This is a genomic window from Parabacteroides sp., assembly GCF_977054455.1.
On sequence record NZ_CDRTCT010000005.1, the window covers coordinates 63,915 to 79,393 of the forward strand.

Annotated in this window: 11 protein-coding genes; 2 read left to right on the forward strand and 9 right to left on the reverse strand. The window is 46.4% G+C overall.

What is annotated here, in order from left to right:
* Window positions 1-60: 60 nt before the first annotated feature.
* From ACW6QF_RS03530 to ACW6QF_RS03570, 9 genes are all read right to left on the reverse strand, one after another.
* Window positions 61-3,174, reverse strand: coding sequence for a glycosyl hydrolase (locus tag ACW6QF_RS03530; protein ID WP_456086850.1), 3,114 nt, complete (start codon window positions 3,172-3,174; stop codon window positions 61-63).
* A gap of 61 nt (window positions 3,175-3,235) precedes the next feature.
* Window positions 3,236-4,762, reverse strand: a complete 1,527-nt coding sequence (locus ACW6QF_RS03535; RefSeq protein WP_456086851.1) for a RagB/SusD family nutrient uptake outer membrane protein — start codon at window positions 4,760-4,762, stop codon at window positions 3,236-3,238.
* A 35-nt stretch (window positions 4,763-4,797) separates the two neighbouring features.
* Window positions 4,798-7,908, reverse strand: a complete 3,111-nt coding sequence (locus ACW6QF_RS03540) for a SusC/RagA family TonB-linked outer membrane protein (RefSeq protein WP_374044521.1) — start codon at window positions 7,906-7,908, stop codon at window positions 4,798-4,800.
* 415 nt (window positions 7,909-8,323) lie between these two features.
* A complete protein-coding gene (locus ACW6QF_RS03545) occupies window positions 8,324-8,818 on the reverse strand; it encodes a DUF4252 domain-containing protein (RefSeq protein ID WP_456086852.1) in 495 nt (164 codons plus the stop codon).
* A 4-nt stretch (window positions 8,819-8,822) separates the two neighbouring features.
* Window positions 8,823-9,221, reverse strand: coding sequence for a hypothetical protein (locus ACW6QF_RS03550; RefSeq protein ID WP_456086853.1), 399 nt, complete (start codon window positions 9,219-9,221; stop codon window positions 8,823-8,825).
* The gene (locus ACW6QF_RS03555; RefSeq protein WP_298552054.1) at window positions 9,211-9,729 is read right to left on the reverse strand and encodes an RNA polymerase sigma factor; all 519 of its coding nucleotides are present in this window, start codon (window positions 9,727-9,729) and stop codon (window positions 9,211-9,213) included. The genes ACW6QF_RS03550 and ACW6QF_RS03555 overlap by 11 nt, the downstream gene beginning before the upstream one ends.
* The gene (locus ACW6QF_RS03560; RefSeq protein WP_298552053.1) at window positions 9,719-10,171 is read right to left on the reverse strand and encodes a DUF4252 domain-containing protein; all 453 of its coding nucleotides are present in this window, start codon (window positions 10,169-10,171) and stop codon (window positions 9,719-9,721) included. Before ACW6QF_RS03560 ends, ACW6QF_RS03555 begins: the two co-directional genes overlap by 11 nt.
* A gap of 123 nt (window positions 10,172-10,294) precedes the next feature.
* Window positions 10,295-11,197 carry a DMT family transporter gene (locus ACW6QF_RS03565; protein WP_456086854.1) on the reverse strand — a complete coding sequence of 301 codons (903 nt, stop codon included), beginning with the start codon at window positions 11,195-11,197 and terminating at the stop codon, window positions 10,295-10,297.
* An 18-nt stretch (window positions 11,198-11,215) separates the two neighbouring features.
* Window positions 11,216-12,475 (reverse strand): MFS transporter, encoded by a 1,260-nt coding sequence (locus ACW6QF_RS03570; protein WP_456086855.1) that lies wholly within the window; start codon window positions 12,473-12,475, stop codon window positions 11,216-11,218.
* Window positions 12,476-12,665: 190 nt separating this feature from the next.
* Here ACW6QF_RS03570 and ACW6QF_RS03575 point away from each other — a divergent pair, with 190 nt between their 5' ends.
* Window positions 12,666-14,102, forward strand: a complete 1,437-nt coding sequence (locus tag ACW6QF_RS03575; RefSeq protein ID WP_298552048.1) for a glutamate decarboxylase — start codon at window positions 12,666-12,668, stop codon at window positions 14,100-14,102.
* A 92-nt stretch (window positions 14,103-14,194) separates the two neighbouring features.
* Window positions 14,195-15,160, forward strand: coding sequence for a glutaminase A (glsA, locus tag ACW6QF_RS03580; RefSeq protein ID WP_456086856.1), 966 nt, complete (start codon window positions 14,195-14,197; stop codon window positions 15,158-15,160).
* Window positions 15,161-15,479 lie beyond the last annotated feature (319 nt).

A 15,479-nucleotide genomic window follows, 5' to 3' on the forward strand; every position in this document is an offset into this window, starting at 1 on the left:
CTTTTTTGAAAAAGGTGCCATGCTTTTCCGAAAAAGCACGCACCCTTTTTTCGTGTATGTTTAATGAATTAATTCAAAATCTTCCATCAGCCCGTAATCCATCATCTGGTATTCTTTTCCGGATATCGGTTTGTCTACGTTTTTCCAATGCCAGGGAGATGCCAGGCCGGGAGCCGGATTCCGGTAATGCGGACCTAACAGGTTCTTCAAACTGCCGATCACATGTACATCGATCGTGTTGCCACCCTCTTTCAGGTAGGACGTTACATCCAGTTGCCAGGGGTCGAAGGCGATCATACCGGCTTTCTGTCCGTTGACATATACTTCTGCTACCGTCCCGTTCCATTTGTTCAGTTTGACGGCATATCTGCCTGTAAGGTCATCGAGGGTATATTCTTTGCTATAGCTCATATCCCATGAGTAGAACGGTTGCTTTTGTTCTTTCCAGCTACCCAGAGCGAACGATTCCTGTGGCGCACCGATGCTCCATCCCTCTTGTTCGGGTACGACCGAGAAGTTTCCGATGATGTAGACCGGTTCTATCTCTGCAAAAATACGCATCGGGTTGATGCTGAGTTCTACCGTATTGCTACCTTTTTTCACCTGTCCGCCTATCGGATAAACGCCGAAAGAACGGTCCAGCCACCATTCATCTGGAAGAACGTTCACGAGATTTCCGTTGATTTTTACGGTAAATAGTTCGGGGCGTTCGGAAACCAGTTTGATACCGGAATAGTCGAAAGCGTCGTTTACCGTAAAATGATAGGAGGCCGTGAAGCCGCCATCCTTAAAGTGGTCGCGGTCGAGGATATTCCGTTTGTATTGTACGGAGGTATTCCAGGGATTGCCGTTGGTGAATCCGTGCGCTTTGAAGGCGATATCGGCGGCACGGGAGAAATGTTGTTTCTTGTAAGTCTTTCCTTTAACCGTAACGTCGCAAAAGTCAATTGTCAGAGCATTGTCGCGTAAACGGCTGACGGTGGTCCGGCTTGTTGCCGTAACCGGGCTGCTTCCCGCTTTTCCGGGGCGTTCCGGATAGTTTTTCGGGTTCTTGTCAGAACAGTAAAGCAAGAGGCTTCCTGCCGGTTCGATCCGGAAAGATGTACTTAGTTTGTCTCCTTCTTTTGAAGACGGATACGTATAGATTTCTCCGTTCAGGGCATCCATTTCCAGCATGGCTTTTCCCTGCGTCGAAAGGGTGCCGTCAACAACTTCATCCATTGAAGAGTTGACGAGAAAAACCAATTCTCCGTCTGCAAACCGGCGACGGTGGTGATACAGGTTACCACTGTTGAAAGTAATCCTGAAGTTATCGGAAGAGAAATACCGGGCGATTACATCTTTGGATAGTTCCGGGAGTGATGTGACGGTTGCACCGGTCAACAGTCCGGCCAGTTCGTCATTGACAGCCCCGTCTATCCGGGTGGGAGCGGAGAAGGTTATGATCTGTCCACCTTGTTCTACAAATTGTTGCAAGAGGTTGAAGGTAGGCTTGTTTAAAGTCTCCATCATGGGAGGCAGAACGACAGTCGAGTAGGAGGCATTGCCGACGATGAAACGCCCGTTTTCTACCTTTCCGAGGTCTTTGATGATGTTTTCGGAACCGAGGTCATATTCTACCTGGTTCTTTTCCAAAGTCGTTACAAAAGTTTGGAAATCACTTCCTATCTCCATGAGTTTCGGGGAACTTCCTGTATGGACGTAATAGCTCCATAGAGTCGAGTTGGGTTCCAGAACCAAAATATCGTTTTTCTGGATGCCTTTGCTCATAACAAATGAAAGGCGTCCGTAATAGTCATTCAGTTCGCGGTAGTCGGGCCACCAGGGAGAATGGTAGGTGAATACCGGCGGATAGTCGTATTTGCGTGCTCCCGTCAGTGTCATATGGGCTAAATGTTGGTTCATGAAGTTGACCCCGAGTACATATTCCCAATCGCTCAGCCGCTTGAAGTCTTTGAAAGTTTCATCCCAACCGCCGCCGCCATAAGTTTCGCTGAGGGTACGGCTGCGGCCTGTCTGGTTGGCGGCGCTGCGCAATTCTTTTACTGCGCGGATATTGCCGAACTGTGCTTGCGGGCTGGTTTCGTCGAACTGGTTGAACAGCATGTCGATAGCGGGTACCTGATGCCAGGCGTACATTGCCATATTGTCCGGTCCGTCGTTCATTTGCGGCCAACCGTGTTCCCAATAGTGTCCGGTCCATTTCAGGTTGTTCGTCTCGCAGTAATGGTGCCAGGGTTTGGACCAGCGGTCGACAAACATTTGCAACAGGGTTTCCATATAATTATGGCGTACCTGTTTCCAATTGCCCGTCTCTTCGTTCAGGAGGGGAAGGAGTGGTTTTAGATCGTATCCCCACTGCTTTTGAAAGACTTCGAACAGATCCGGAGTCCAACGCAGGCCACCCGGACTACTGATGTTCGGTTCGTCGGTGAAGATACCGAAAACAGACTTCCCGAACTCGTCCTGTATGCTCTTCTCGTAACCTTTCATTGTGATGTCGATGAACTTCTCGGTTACACCGGGAACAAGCAGATCGACATATGAGTAGCCACCGTACCAGTCCGACTTGCCTAAATAGGTCTTTTTGTAGAGGTAATATTCTCCTTTTGCTTTTTTATGCTGGCTCAGGGCGTTCGTGATATCCTCCCATTTGTCACCTTCCTTTTTCAGGATGATGGAATATGCGTCTGTCTTGTCTGGCAAGAGGTCTGCTTTCGTCAGGGCAAGTCCTTGTCCTTGGTTGTAGGATTCGGGCATCTCTTCGGGAACATGTCCTCCGGCAAAGCCGCTGGGATAGGAGTTTTCATCGTAGATCCAGATGTCCAGTCCCATCTCTTTTCCTTTATCGACGGCATAGCGGTAGAGGGAATACCATTCGTCCGACATATATTCCGTGATCATGCCCGGACGGGGGTGGATAAACGCTCCTCCGCACCCGGCATCTTTAAAGTCTTTCAGCATGCGGTCTATTTCAGCTTCTGTAACTTTTCCGTTCCAAACCATAAAGGGAGCTGTACGGTACTCGGATGAAGGATTGGAGAATTGGGCTTCCAGAGTGGAAAAACTATCTGTCGTTTCCGCTTTGTTGCCACTGCAACCGGCCGTTCCGAGAGACAGGATACCTCCCGCTACGGCATACATAAAGTTTCTGATAATGTGTCGTGTATTCATGGTGCTAATAGTAAAAAGACCTCTACTGCAAAAGTAAAGGTCTTTTTGTTAATTATGATAATTAATAACCGGGATTTTGTTTGAGTTGCTCATTTAATTGCAACTCGTTGTAAGGTATCGGATAAAGCAAATATTCCGGTTTTATCTGATAGGTACGTTCAGGAAGTTCCGTATCAATCGTTTTGATATATTTTCCGTACGCGGTCATTACTTCAAGAGCTTTTCCTGTTCTCAACAAATCATACCAGCGATGGTTCTCAAATGCGAGTTCGTGACGTCGTTCATTGGCAACCACCTCGGCATTGATTGTTGTGACAGCTGGTAAACCTGCACGTGCACGTACCTGATTGACATAAGGTGCTGCGTCTCCCGCACGTCCTTGTTCCACCAAGCATTCGGCTAACAATAACAGACAGTCCGCATAACGGTAAACAGGCCAGTTGTCGTCTGTATTTTCTATTTTGGAGTGTGCGTGACGGTATTTATTGATAAACGGATAATTTACAGGGTAATCATTGATCTTGGGATCGCCGATTTTTAGTACATCGGTTACGACTAAAGCGTTTGCCGCATCCAGTGTACCGACCGCAACCGCAATAGACGGGTCGACGCGGAGATCTCCCGGCTCGTAAGAAGCGATCATTTCCGGTGTCGGGACATTCCAGCCCCCTGTCAGCAGCGTACTACAATCGGGAACACCTGTAATAATTTCCGCATTCGTTGTTTTGGGGATAAAGTAGTACAGCCAATCACTTTGCTGCCCTTGATCTCCCATTTGATATTGGATTTCGAAGATCGATTCTTTTCCGTTCTTTTTGGATGTGTCGTATATATCGGCATAATCGGGAAGTAATTCATATCCCATATTCATGACATCTTTCAACTGCGCTTCCGCTGTCGCATAATCCCGGTCCGGCTTTGTCATCAATACATAAGCGTAAAGCATTTTGGCTGCTCCTTTGGTTGCCGCACCGTTTTGCGGGAATTTGACTGTCGGAAGTTTCTCGATGGCGTCTTTCACATCGTCGATGATGGCCGTATATACATCGTTAACGGACGAACGGGGTAAGAATGCGTTGTCTGCTCCCGTCACTTCTTCCAGATGCAAAGGGATGTCTCCGTAGCATTGCACCAATTGGAAATACATGAAGGCACGGATGAATTTAGCCTCCCCGATCGTTTTATTTTTGAAATCATCGGGAAAAGTTGTCCCTTCAATGCGGTTCAGAATGGTGTTGGCTCTTGAAATGCCCGTATAACATGCATAATACATTTCATTTGTCCATTGGTTCTGGTCGTCTACAACAAAATCCGCAATGTTTTCGCGATATAGGATGTGTAGACCGCGGTCCGCTTTATAGCGGGTGTAGTGCGTATTGTCGGAACGCATTTCTCCCATCAGATATCCTTGTCTTGCCGATACTCCCCGTAAAGCGGAATAGGCTCCGTTCACTGCTTGCGTGAATTGCTCCTGGGTTTTAAAGAATGTCGCATCATTCGGATAATATTGAGGCGTCAGATTCAGGAAATCTTCCGAACAAGAAGCCAAAGTCAATAATGCAACAACTAAACTAAATATCTTTTTCATGATCTTTCGTTTTAAATTTATAATTTGTTTTTCTGTCAGAATGAGATGTTGCATCCGATACTGAATGTTCTTGGAACCGGGTAAGTCGTACGGTCTACCCCTAAACCGTTCCATCCCATATCTTCATTCATGGCTATTTCCGGATTCATACCTGGGTATTTGGTGAATGTTGCCAATTGCTGGGCTGTTACATATACCCGGAGTTTGGAAAGGTACTGGCTCGGTTTGATCGGAATCGTGTAGCCCAGAGTGATATTCTTTATGGTCAAATAGGAAGCATCATATACCCAACTGCTATTATTGAAGCGGAATAATTCCGTTGTACCGGCTTTTGTTCTCGGAACTTGTCCGTCACCCGGATTTTCCGGGGAGCGCCAACGGTTGGCTACTTTCTTCAATACATTGAAACAACCGTCGATATTCAGAGTATGCTCGTAGTTTGAATTTATGATGTCGCCGCCTACCTGTCCGCTGATCAGGATACTCAGGTCGAAGTTCTTCCAGGAAAATTCATTTGTCATACCATAAATGAAATCCGGATTCGGGTCACCGATTTTTACACGGTCATTGTTGTCGATTATACCGTCGGGAACACCGTTAGGACCGCTGACATCTTTCATGCGGACTGTTCCGATCTCGGATGAGGCGTGCTTTGGCTGGGAATTAAACTCTTCTTCGGTCATATATACGCCGTCAAATACATATCCCATGAATATACCGATAGGTTCTCCTACAGCTAAACGGTTGAAATCTTCCTGATTGGAATATCCGCCTTTCGGGGTGTTGTTTGTTCCCATTTTGGTTATTTCATTCCGGTTGAAGGCTATATTCAAATTGGTAGTCCATTTGAAATCGCCGACGAGGTTACGGGATTGCAAAGTGATTTCATGTCCCCATGCTTTGTAATCACCGATATTGGAATAAATGTTGGAAAAGCCGGAAGCTCTCGGAATATCGACCTGATACAAAAGTCCGTCGACTTTCTTATTATAATAGTCATACATCAAATAGATACGATCGTTTAAGAAACCGATATCGACACCTAAGTCCAGTTGCTTTGTTTCTTCCCAAGTAAGGGCATTGTTTCCTAAATTGCCCAATCCTTTTCCCGGCGCTAAAGAACCACCCAGGACATAGTTGTAAGTGTTGACTCCCGCTATATACCGGTAATTACCGATGTTGTAGTTACCGGTTAATCCATAGCTGGCTCTTATTTTCAGGTAATTCATAACATCGGTTACCGGTTCCATGAAAGCCTCGTCGGATACAATCCATCCGGCGGATACGGAAGGAAAGTTCGCATATTTATTGCCTGTTCCGAAACGTGAGCACCCATCCCGGCGGAATGTTGCCTGCAGTAAGTAGCGATCTTTGAAACTGTAGTTTGCACGTGCAATGACGGAGGCCAGTGTCCATTGCTCGATGTTGTTGTCACCGTTTTTGGTGGCACCGGCACCCATCCAGGCGATATCATCACTTGGAAAGTCGGTTGCTGTCAGTTGGTTATATTCGTTGGAATATTTTTGTGCGCTGTAACCGACCAGTGCATCGATGTTGTGGTCTCCGAATTTGTGGTTATACATCAACATATTTTCGATGGTCCAGCTATAATGGAAGTTGGTGTTGTATTGTCCGCTTGCTTTCTGAGGGGGAGCAGTGAACATCGCTCCGCCGGATGTCGAAGGTGTAAAATCCCTGTAATTCTTGGCTCCTAAATCGAGGCCTGCCTGGAATTTATATTTGATGCCGTTCCATATATCCAGTTCTGCAAAAGCATTGCTTAATAAAGCCAAATCCTGTGTTTTACTTGTTTTTTCATGTAAAACACGTATCCAGTTTGGCTGTGGGAACATCCCCGGAGAATTTAAAGAAAGAATAGGTTCTCCGTTCTCATCGTAAGGATTTACAGTCGGGTCAGCCAAGAATGCAGCACTTAATATCTGCCAGCCTCCGTCTGTATTTTGATTGTTTTTGATTTGTAAGGTGGGAGCTATGTTCAGTCCTAATTTTAAGCGGTCGTTAACCTGATAATCGTTGTTTGCACGTAAAGAATAACGTTCGAAGTTAGAATTGTACATGACGCCATCCTGACGGAAGTAACCTAATACGATAGCCGTGTTGAACTTGTCTTTATTGGCTGTCACACTGATACTGTAATTCTGCGTGGCGGCATTGCGTGTCAGCAAGTCATACCAGTTGGTTCCGGCACCGTATTGGGATGGGTTTTGATATTGTTCCGGAACTCCTCCGGTATATCCTTCATATCTGGCTGCATCTTCGTAGTATTCTTTTTTGTATTGGGCAAATTCTTCCCCGTTCATAACGTCCGGAGTTTTTAATCCCTTTAAAGTCTGGACACCGAACGAAGCGTTTACATCTACCTGGGTTTTGCCTTGTTTCCCCCTTTTCGTTGTGATCAGTACGACGCCATTGGCGGCACGTGATCCATACAGGGAAGTGGCAGCGGCATCTTTCAGGATGGAAAAAGTTTCGATTTCATCCGGGTTGATACTGCTTAGATCCATATTGACAGGGATCCCATCGACTACGAATAAGGGTGAACTGCCGCCATTGATAGAAGCTGCACCACGGATACGGAATCCCATGCCTTTACCCGGTTGTCCTGTAGACTGGTTGATTTGTACACCAGCTACCTGCCCTTGTAGTTTTTGAGCAAATTGCCCTACGGGGAAACTTTCTAATTCTCCTGCATCTATCTTTGAAACAGATCCGGTCAGATCCCTTTTTTTCTGCGTACCGTAGCTAACGACGACAAGTTCGTCCAGCTGGTTTACAGTCTCTTTCAGAACGACATTTAATGTTTTCTGGTTGGAGACAGGGATTGTTTTGGTCTCATATCCGATGAAACTGATGGTGAGTATTTGATTGGGGCTAACATCTATGGAAAAATTACCGTCCATGTCCGTAATGGTACCGATAGTGGTCCCTTTGACGGAAATGTTTGCACCTGGGATAGGTTCTCCTTTTGCGTCGATCACCCGTCCGGACAGTTTACCGTTCGTTTGTTCTATGCCACTTATGGATTCTGTGTTTGCATGAGCTTTTGAAATCACATATCCGGGGCTTAAAAATACTGATAATAGTACAGCTTTTGACAATAGATTGCTGCATATCGATTTGATCATAATATTAAAATTTAATTTAACAGTTGAAATACTCTAATTTTCTCTACTAAAACTTTTTAGGTGTGTTCTTTACTTCTCTCCATAGGCAAATGATTTAAAATTACAATTGAATTCGTTCTGGTAGAACTATGAACTATACGGTACGGATAGTTGTAAAAAAGTAGGCTCGGTTGTCGGTTTTGGCTTATCTGTAGAGGTTATTGGAGCCTTCTGGAAGGAAAAAAGGAGAATATCTTTTTTGAAAGAATATCAATTTGGCTAATTTTAATATCATTTTTGAAAACATCCGGTCGTTTTATATACCTAATTTTGTCACGGTAGCGAACAACAGACAAGAATAGCCTTAGTTCTACCAGAACTAAGGTATTCGCAAAAGCATATTTATCTTTTTCGGGCTAACAATCCTTTTTCAGTTTTAGTTGTAACTGATCGTTACCTCTTTTTTATCGCTTTGGGAAAAACTTGTTGCCACATCCTGTATATCCTGCAAAGTGAACTTGCCTGTTATCCGGATGACCACATAGTCCGAATCCGTGTCGGCCAGCATGATCATTTCGTTGATCAGGTCGCCGTTCTGGACGATGTAGAAAGAGGCACGCGTGTCGTTGTCCTTGACCCGCATCAGTTCTTCATGCGATTGGCCGATGAGGCTGCTGAATTCTTTTCGCATCTGGTCCCGTACCTCCCGCTTGTCGGAAGTGACGATCTGGAGGTTGTTTATTTTCCCTTTCAGGTTCATCAGGTTGAGACCGCCGCTTTCTACGTTAGGGATCATGTCAAACATTTTCTTGGAGATGAAGACGGATGTCACGTTATCCATGTCGGCATATTTTTCGAACAGTTTGTCCTGGGCGAAACACAGGCTGGTGCAGCAAAGAAACAGGATCAGGAATATATTCTTGGATTTCATAAGATTAATCGTTTAAATGTTTGTTTAAAATGTTGTTTACTTTATCTATCTCCTGCCCGGCACTGTTTACCTGGCTGATGCCTTTGTTGAGGTTGTGCGACAGCAGGAGCAAAGCCTTTTCGGCGGCGACGGCGGCATCTTCCGGATTGGTGTAAGTGTCGCGCCGGTCTGGAGTATGGAACGATACATCGTACTGGAAAAAGCCGATACACAGCAGGATGGAGGCGGCGACCCCGCTTAACCAGTATAAAGTCCGTCTACGGGCCAATGAACGATTCTTCTTTTCTTCCGTGGCGGCCCAGGCGTCGATCCGCTCTTCCAGCCTGCGGGAAAGTCCTTCGGGTAAAGCCTGCTCCTCCTGGAGGGCTTTATTGATCAGTTCGTCTATCTTTTTATCGTTCATATTCGTATGTATAATATTTTTCAAATTGTTCCCGGATTATTTTTCGTGCCCGGGAAAGTAGCACCCGTATGTTGACGGCACTCAGGCCGGTGATCTGTTCTATCTCATCCATCGAGCAGTCTTCAATCCCTTTCAACCGGAGGACTTGCCGTTGATTTTCCGGCAGGCGGTCGATGAGGTGGCGGACTTGCTCCACTTTGTCTTGCATTTCCAGTTCTTTGTCCGGAGAAGCATCTGTCGAGAGGCTGACGGCTTCGGTGACATCCTCGTCATGCCTGCCCGCACGGGGAGAACGAAGGAAATCGAGGCAAAGGTTTTTGACCAGCGTCACGCAGAAGGCTTCCGGATTCCGGACATCGGCCAGTTCATTCCGCCGGCTCCACAGCTTATAGTAGGCATCTTGCAGGATATCTTCGGCATCGGCTTTATTTTCGACCAAAGCGTAAGCGATCCGGAAGAGCTTGGGATGAAGGGGAAGGAACAGCCTTTTAAAGCTCTCAACATCCATCTTTGTGGTCGTTTACTACTTTTTCGATATCGGACGGTTTGATTTTCCCTTTGATACGGATCAGGGCATCGTCGCCTCCGTCGGTTGTCAGGATCACCAGTTCGCGGATGATATCTTCGTCAATGCGTACCATTACTTTCGTACGGCTGCCCTCCTCGTTGGAGTTGACCATTGTTTCAAAATTCGGATCTTTCAGTTTTTTGATGGCAGCGCGGAGATCGTCTTTGACGGTACTGCCGCATTCCTCGAAAGAAAGGACTTCGATGCTGTTCACGCCCATCGTCTCGGTGAACAGGCTGCTTATTTTCATCAGGAACGGGCCGACTGTTACGCGGGTTACGTTTTTTTGCTTGGCAAAGTCGTTGAACAGTTTGTCCATGCTCTGGCTGTATCCTGCCTGGCAGGATAGAATGAGGATCAGGATTGCAATGTATTTTTTCATCTTTCTTGTGTATTAACCGTTATTTAATTCCGTTAGTTCCGCTCTTTCAATGCGCGCTATTGAAGAGCGTTCATTTAGTAGACGGGAACGGAAAAGAAGTTGTTACAAAGAAAGGGAAAAAAATTATTTTTTTTCTTTGTTCTCTGCTATTTCGACAAAGTAAACGCTGGAACAGATGAGCAATATGGCTATCAGTTGCGTCCAGCTGAAACGGTCCTGTCCCAATGTGAGCGATACGATGGTGGCGACAATCAGAATGAGATAGCCATAGAGGGCTACTAAAGTCGTACTCAGGTATTTCAGGCCGATAGGGATGAGCAAATAGCTGACGACGGTCGGGAAGATCAGGACGAACATCAGGATAAGGAAGGGCGTCCAATGCAAAGGCAATTCCAGCACCTTGGCATCGAAACCGGTTATCGCCGACACGATAAGGGCTGAAAAAGCCGCTCCTGTAAACGTATATCGCAGCATGGTCATCACCCCGACCTTACTCAATATCCGGTTGCTGATAATCAGATAGGCGGCGTACGCGAACGAGCTCATCAGGCAAAGCATATTCCCGGTAAAAGCGTCGGCTGCCAGGTCGTCGCTCTTTTGCGTCAGGATGCAAAGCAGGGCGCCTCCCAGCCCGATCAGTATCCCGATAACCTTCATCTTCGTTATCTTCTCTTTGAAAAAGATTACGGCAAGAATGAATACCCAGATCGGTTCGAGGCTGGTGAAGATGGAGCTGGAGACCGGAGTTGTCTTACTCAGCCCGATCAGGTAGAAGAACATAAAACCATAGATGCCCAGTGCCCCTAACAGGAAAAGAGATATCTTTTCCTTCCGTGTAGAAGTTTCCGGTTTCGTAAACATCCCGATAATCCAGAAAGCGACTGCCGCGAAAGTGCATCGTAGCGTAACTCCCGAAAGCGGCGTCATCCAGAGTGGCAGCAGATATTTCAGGGCATTCATATTCAGACCGCTGAAGGTCTTGGATATTACCATGCTGACGTTTGCTTCTGTAATTTTATTCTTCATGCTTGATGCGGTTTGATATTATGCGGATTTAAAATTGTCGTTAAATAAGAAAGAATCCTGTTTGACATATGCCCACGCGGCGGTTATCAGCGCGATCACCATATTGAAGATGAAAGCGAATTGCTGGGTCTCGATATGGAAGAGGTCTTTAAAGACATTGATGATAAACGGGCAAAGCAGGATTGCCAGGTAATTCATCGCCATCACGAAAGCCAGCGCGAGCGTCACTTTGGACGGGATCGCCGTACGGGTCGTCTTGTCGTAAGCGACAGGTTGTATGACGCCGTAGCCGAAGCCGGCAAAGATACAACCCAGCCCGATCAGCCATTCCGTCCGGGAGATCAGGATGAGCGCCATCCCGATCGCAATGGAAAGCATGCAGGCGAACTTGGTCTTTTTCCCGAAATAGGAGACGATCTGGTTAAGTATGAACCCCGGCGCCATGATCGCTAAGAAAAAAAGCGAGATCATGATGCCCGAATTCCCGCTGGTGAAATGATACTCCTTCATCAGGAACGGCAGGTTGAAGCTGATAATGATCACCAGATAAGTGGCCAGCCCGTAGAACGCCATAATCTGCATCAGATGCCGTATCTGTATGCCGAATTTGCCGAAGCTGCTGGCGGTTGTATCCTCCGTCGGTTTGGATTGGGCCTGTGGAGCCGCCGGCTTTGCGGTTGCATGTGTACTTGTTTCGGGATAGGGCGAAATATTCTTTTTCAGATAAAACGAAAGAACGATCGAGATCAGGGGAAACAGATAGACGACGAACGGCAGGTGCCAGTTTACTTCCGCCAGATAACCGGTCAGAATCGTTGCCAATACTAAGGTCACATTCGTGATCGCGGAACTAAGGCCGAACTGCTTCGTCCGGTATGCACCCGTGAAAAAGCGGGAGATCAAGCCAGTGGAAAGTGGTACGATCAACCCCGAACCGATTCCTAAAAGCGCACTGACGGCAATCAGTTGCCACATTTTTATGGAAAGCAAATACAGAATCCCGCTCAATGAGAAGATCACCAGGCCGACTTGCAGCAGGAGGATATTATTGATCTTTTCCGTCAGCTTGCCCGACAGGATGATAAAAGGAATGATCAAAAGGGAAGGAAGTGACGAAAGCATCTGTATGTCCAATTCCGTGGAGTGGGGGAAGATCGCAGAAAGTTTTCCTAAGATAGGGGAGACGGCCAGGCCGGGCAATGCATTCAGTGCCGATATCGACCATATACCTATTAATGTAATAAGGGGAATCGTCCCCTGTCCGGTCTGTATTCGCATAATCGTTTCGTTAAATCATTATTTATTGTATTGAAACAATCTCGAATTGCGAATGTTCATTATTTTAATAAACCCCAAATATAGTATGTTTAACCAAAAACACAGAACAATTGTGGATAGTAGCTGTTTTTGCCTTACAATCGACCGAATGGAGTCGATAACGCCATTAATAATTAAAAACAAAAAAGACATGGAAGATTCTAATTTCAGAAAAGGTGATGCCAAGACAGCGATCTTTGGCTCGGAAAAAATGTTACAAGCCTCTCCTGTAGACAAAATCCCAGATGGTCCTACCACTCCGGAAATAGCGTATCAAATGGTTAAAGACGAAACGTTTGCACAGACACAGCCGCGTCTGAACCTGGCGACATTCGTGACGACTTATATGGATGACTATGCAACCAAACTGATGAACGAGGCAATCAACATCAACTACATCGATGAGACGGAATATCCGCGTATTGCCGTTATGAACGCCAAATGTATCAACATCGTAGCGAATTTGTGGAATACTCCCGAACAGGCAAAATGGAAAGCCGGTGCATTGGCTATCGGTTCGTCCGAAGCATGTATGTTGGGAGGGGTGGCTGCCTGGCTACGCTGGCGTAAGAAAAGATTGGCCGCCGGTAAGCCTGCAGACAAACCGAACTTCGTAATCTCTACCGGATTTCAGGTTGTATGGGAAAAATTCGCCCAGCTTTGGCAGATCGAAATGCGCCAGGTGCCTTTGACACTGGACAAGACTACGCTCGATCCCGAAGAAGCATTGAAGATGTGTGATGAAAATACGATCTGTATCGTGCCGATCCAGGGGGTTACATGGACAGGTCTGAACGATGATGTAGAGGCTTTGGACAAAGCTCTCGACGCCTACAATGCAAAGACTGGTTACGATATTCCTATTCATGTGGATGCTGCTTCCGGCGGCTTTATCCTTCCGTTTTTGAAACCGGAATTGAAGTGGGACTTCCGTTTGAAATGGGTTCTTTCCATCAGTACGTCCGGACATAAGTTCGGTCTGGTTTATCCGGGTCTGGGCTGGGTTGTCTGGAAAGACAAATCTTATCTGCCTGATTCCATGTCGTTCAGTGTGAACTATCTGGGTGCCAACATTACACAGGTCGGTTTGAACTTCTCCCGTCCTGCCGCACAGATCCTCGGACAATACTACCAGTTCATCCGTCTCGGTTTCGAAGGATATAAAGCAGTCCAGGAAAACAGCATGGCGGTTACCCAGTACCTGCATGACCAGATTGGCAAGATGGCTCCGTTCGTAAACTATAGCAACGAAGTCGTGAACCCGCTGTTCATCTGGTATCTGAAACCGGATTATGCGCAAAAGGCGAAATGGACACTGTACGACCTGCAGGATAAACTGAAACAAAGCGGTTGGATGGTTCCCGCCTATACATTGCCAAACAATCTTGAAAACTATGTCGTGATGCGTATCGTTGCCCGTCAGGGATTCAGCCGCGACATGGCGGACCAGTTACTGAACGATATCACGGGAGCCGTTGCGGAACTTGAAAAACTCGAATATCCGACTCCTACGCGTATTGCGCAGGATAAGAACCAGGAAGTGAAAGGTTCCGTATTTACTCACACGGGCATGCCTCATAAGAAGTAATCCTGTTGACTATATATATTCAAGAGCGAGGAAGTTGCAACTCTGTTGCGACAACCTCCTCTTTCACTATCAATCTTTAATTACAGTTGTTTATGAATAAAACAATTTCCGTTTCACAAATAAAAGAAGCAGCACAGGAAGCCTTTGAGCAATTTAAGGATAATACGGGTGGCAAGAATGCCGATTACATCCCTTATCTGGCTAATATCGACAAGAACCTGTTCGGTATCAGTATCTGCCTGTTGGATGGTAAGACCATTACGCTGGGTGATTCTTCCTACCGTTTCGGGATCGAATCTGTTTCGAAAGTGCACACGGCTATCCTGGCACTTCGTCAATACGGAGCCGAAAAAGTACTGAAGATGATCGGTGCCGACGCTACCGGCCTTCCTTTCAACTCCATCATGGCGATCTTGTTGGAGAATGACCATCCTTCCACTCCGCTGGTAAACGCCGGGGCGATCACGGCTTGCAGCATGGTGCAGCCGGTCGGTGATTCCGACAAGAAGTGGGAGGCTATCGTTTCCAATATCACCGACCTTTGCGGAAGCGCCCCGCAGTTGATCGACGAATTGTATAAGTCCGAGACGGCAACCAACTTCAACAACCGTTCCATCGCCTGGTTGCTGAAGAACTACAACCGTATCTATGACGATCCGGATATGTCGCTCGACCTGTACACCCGCCAGTGTTCATTGGGGATCACAACCGAACAACTTTCCATCGCTGCAGCTACCGTTGCCAACGACGGTGTGAACCCGGTTACGAAGAAGTCTGTTTTCGACGCTTCTCTGTCGCCGAAAATCACTTCCTTAGTGGCTACGGTCGGTTTCTACGAACGTACGGGAGACTGGTTGTACACTTCCGGTATTCCTGCCAAGACAGGGGTAGGCGGCGGCGTCATGGGTATCATGCCCGGACACTTCGGTATCTCTGCCTTTGCTCCTCCTTTGGACAGCTCCGGCAACTCCGTAAAAGCTCAATTGGCAATAAAATACATAATGAATAAACTGGGCATCTCCATCTTTGGCAGTACCCGGTTTACAATCACCGATTAAAACGGTTTATTCTTTTAGTTGACGAGCCTTCACGCCCCTGTAGTTGACAGGGAGACGGGAGGCTCGTTTTTTGTGGGCGAAAGGTTTCTTGATTAGTTGAATTTGCTTGAAAAACATATTTTATATTTCAATTAGTAATGATATTAGCCGTATATTTGTAGTTATCAGCAATAAATCAAAATGCAGGCTTAAAGAAAGGAATGATTGCCTGCCGGAAATGTTTACCACGTACATGCGAACCTTGTGTTAACTTATGTTCGTCTTCTTGCCAAAAGAATATATTAATTTAGGATGTTAACTTTTAAAACAAATCAGAGAA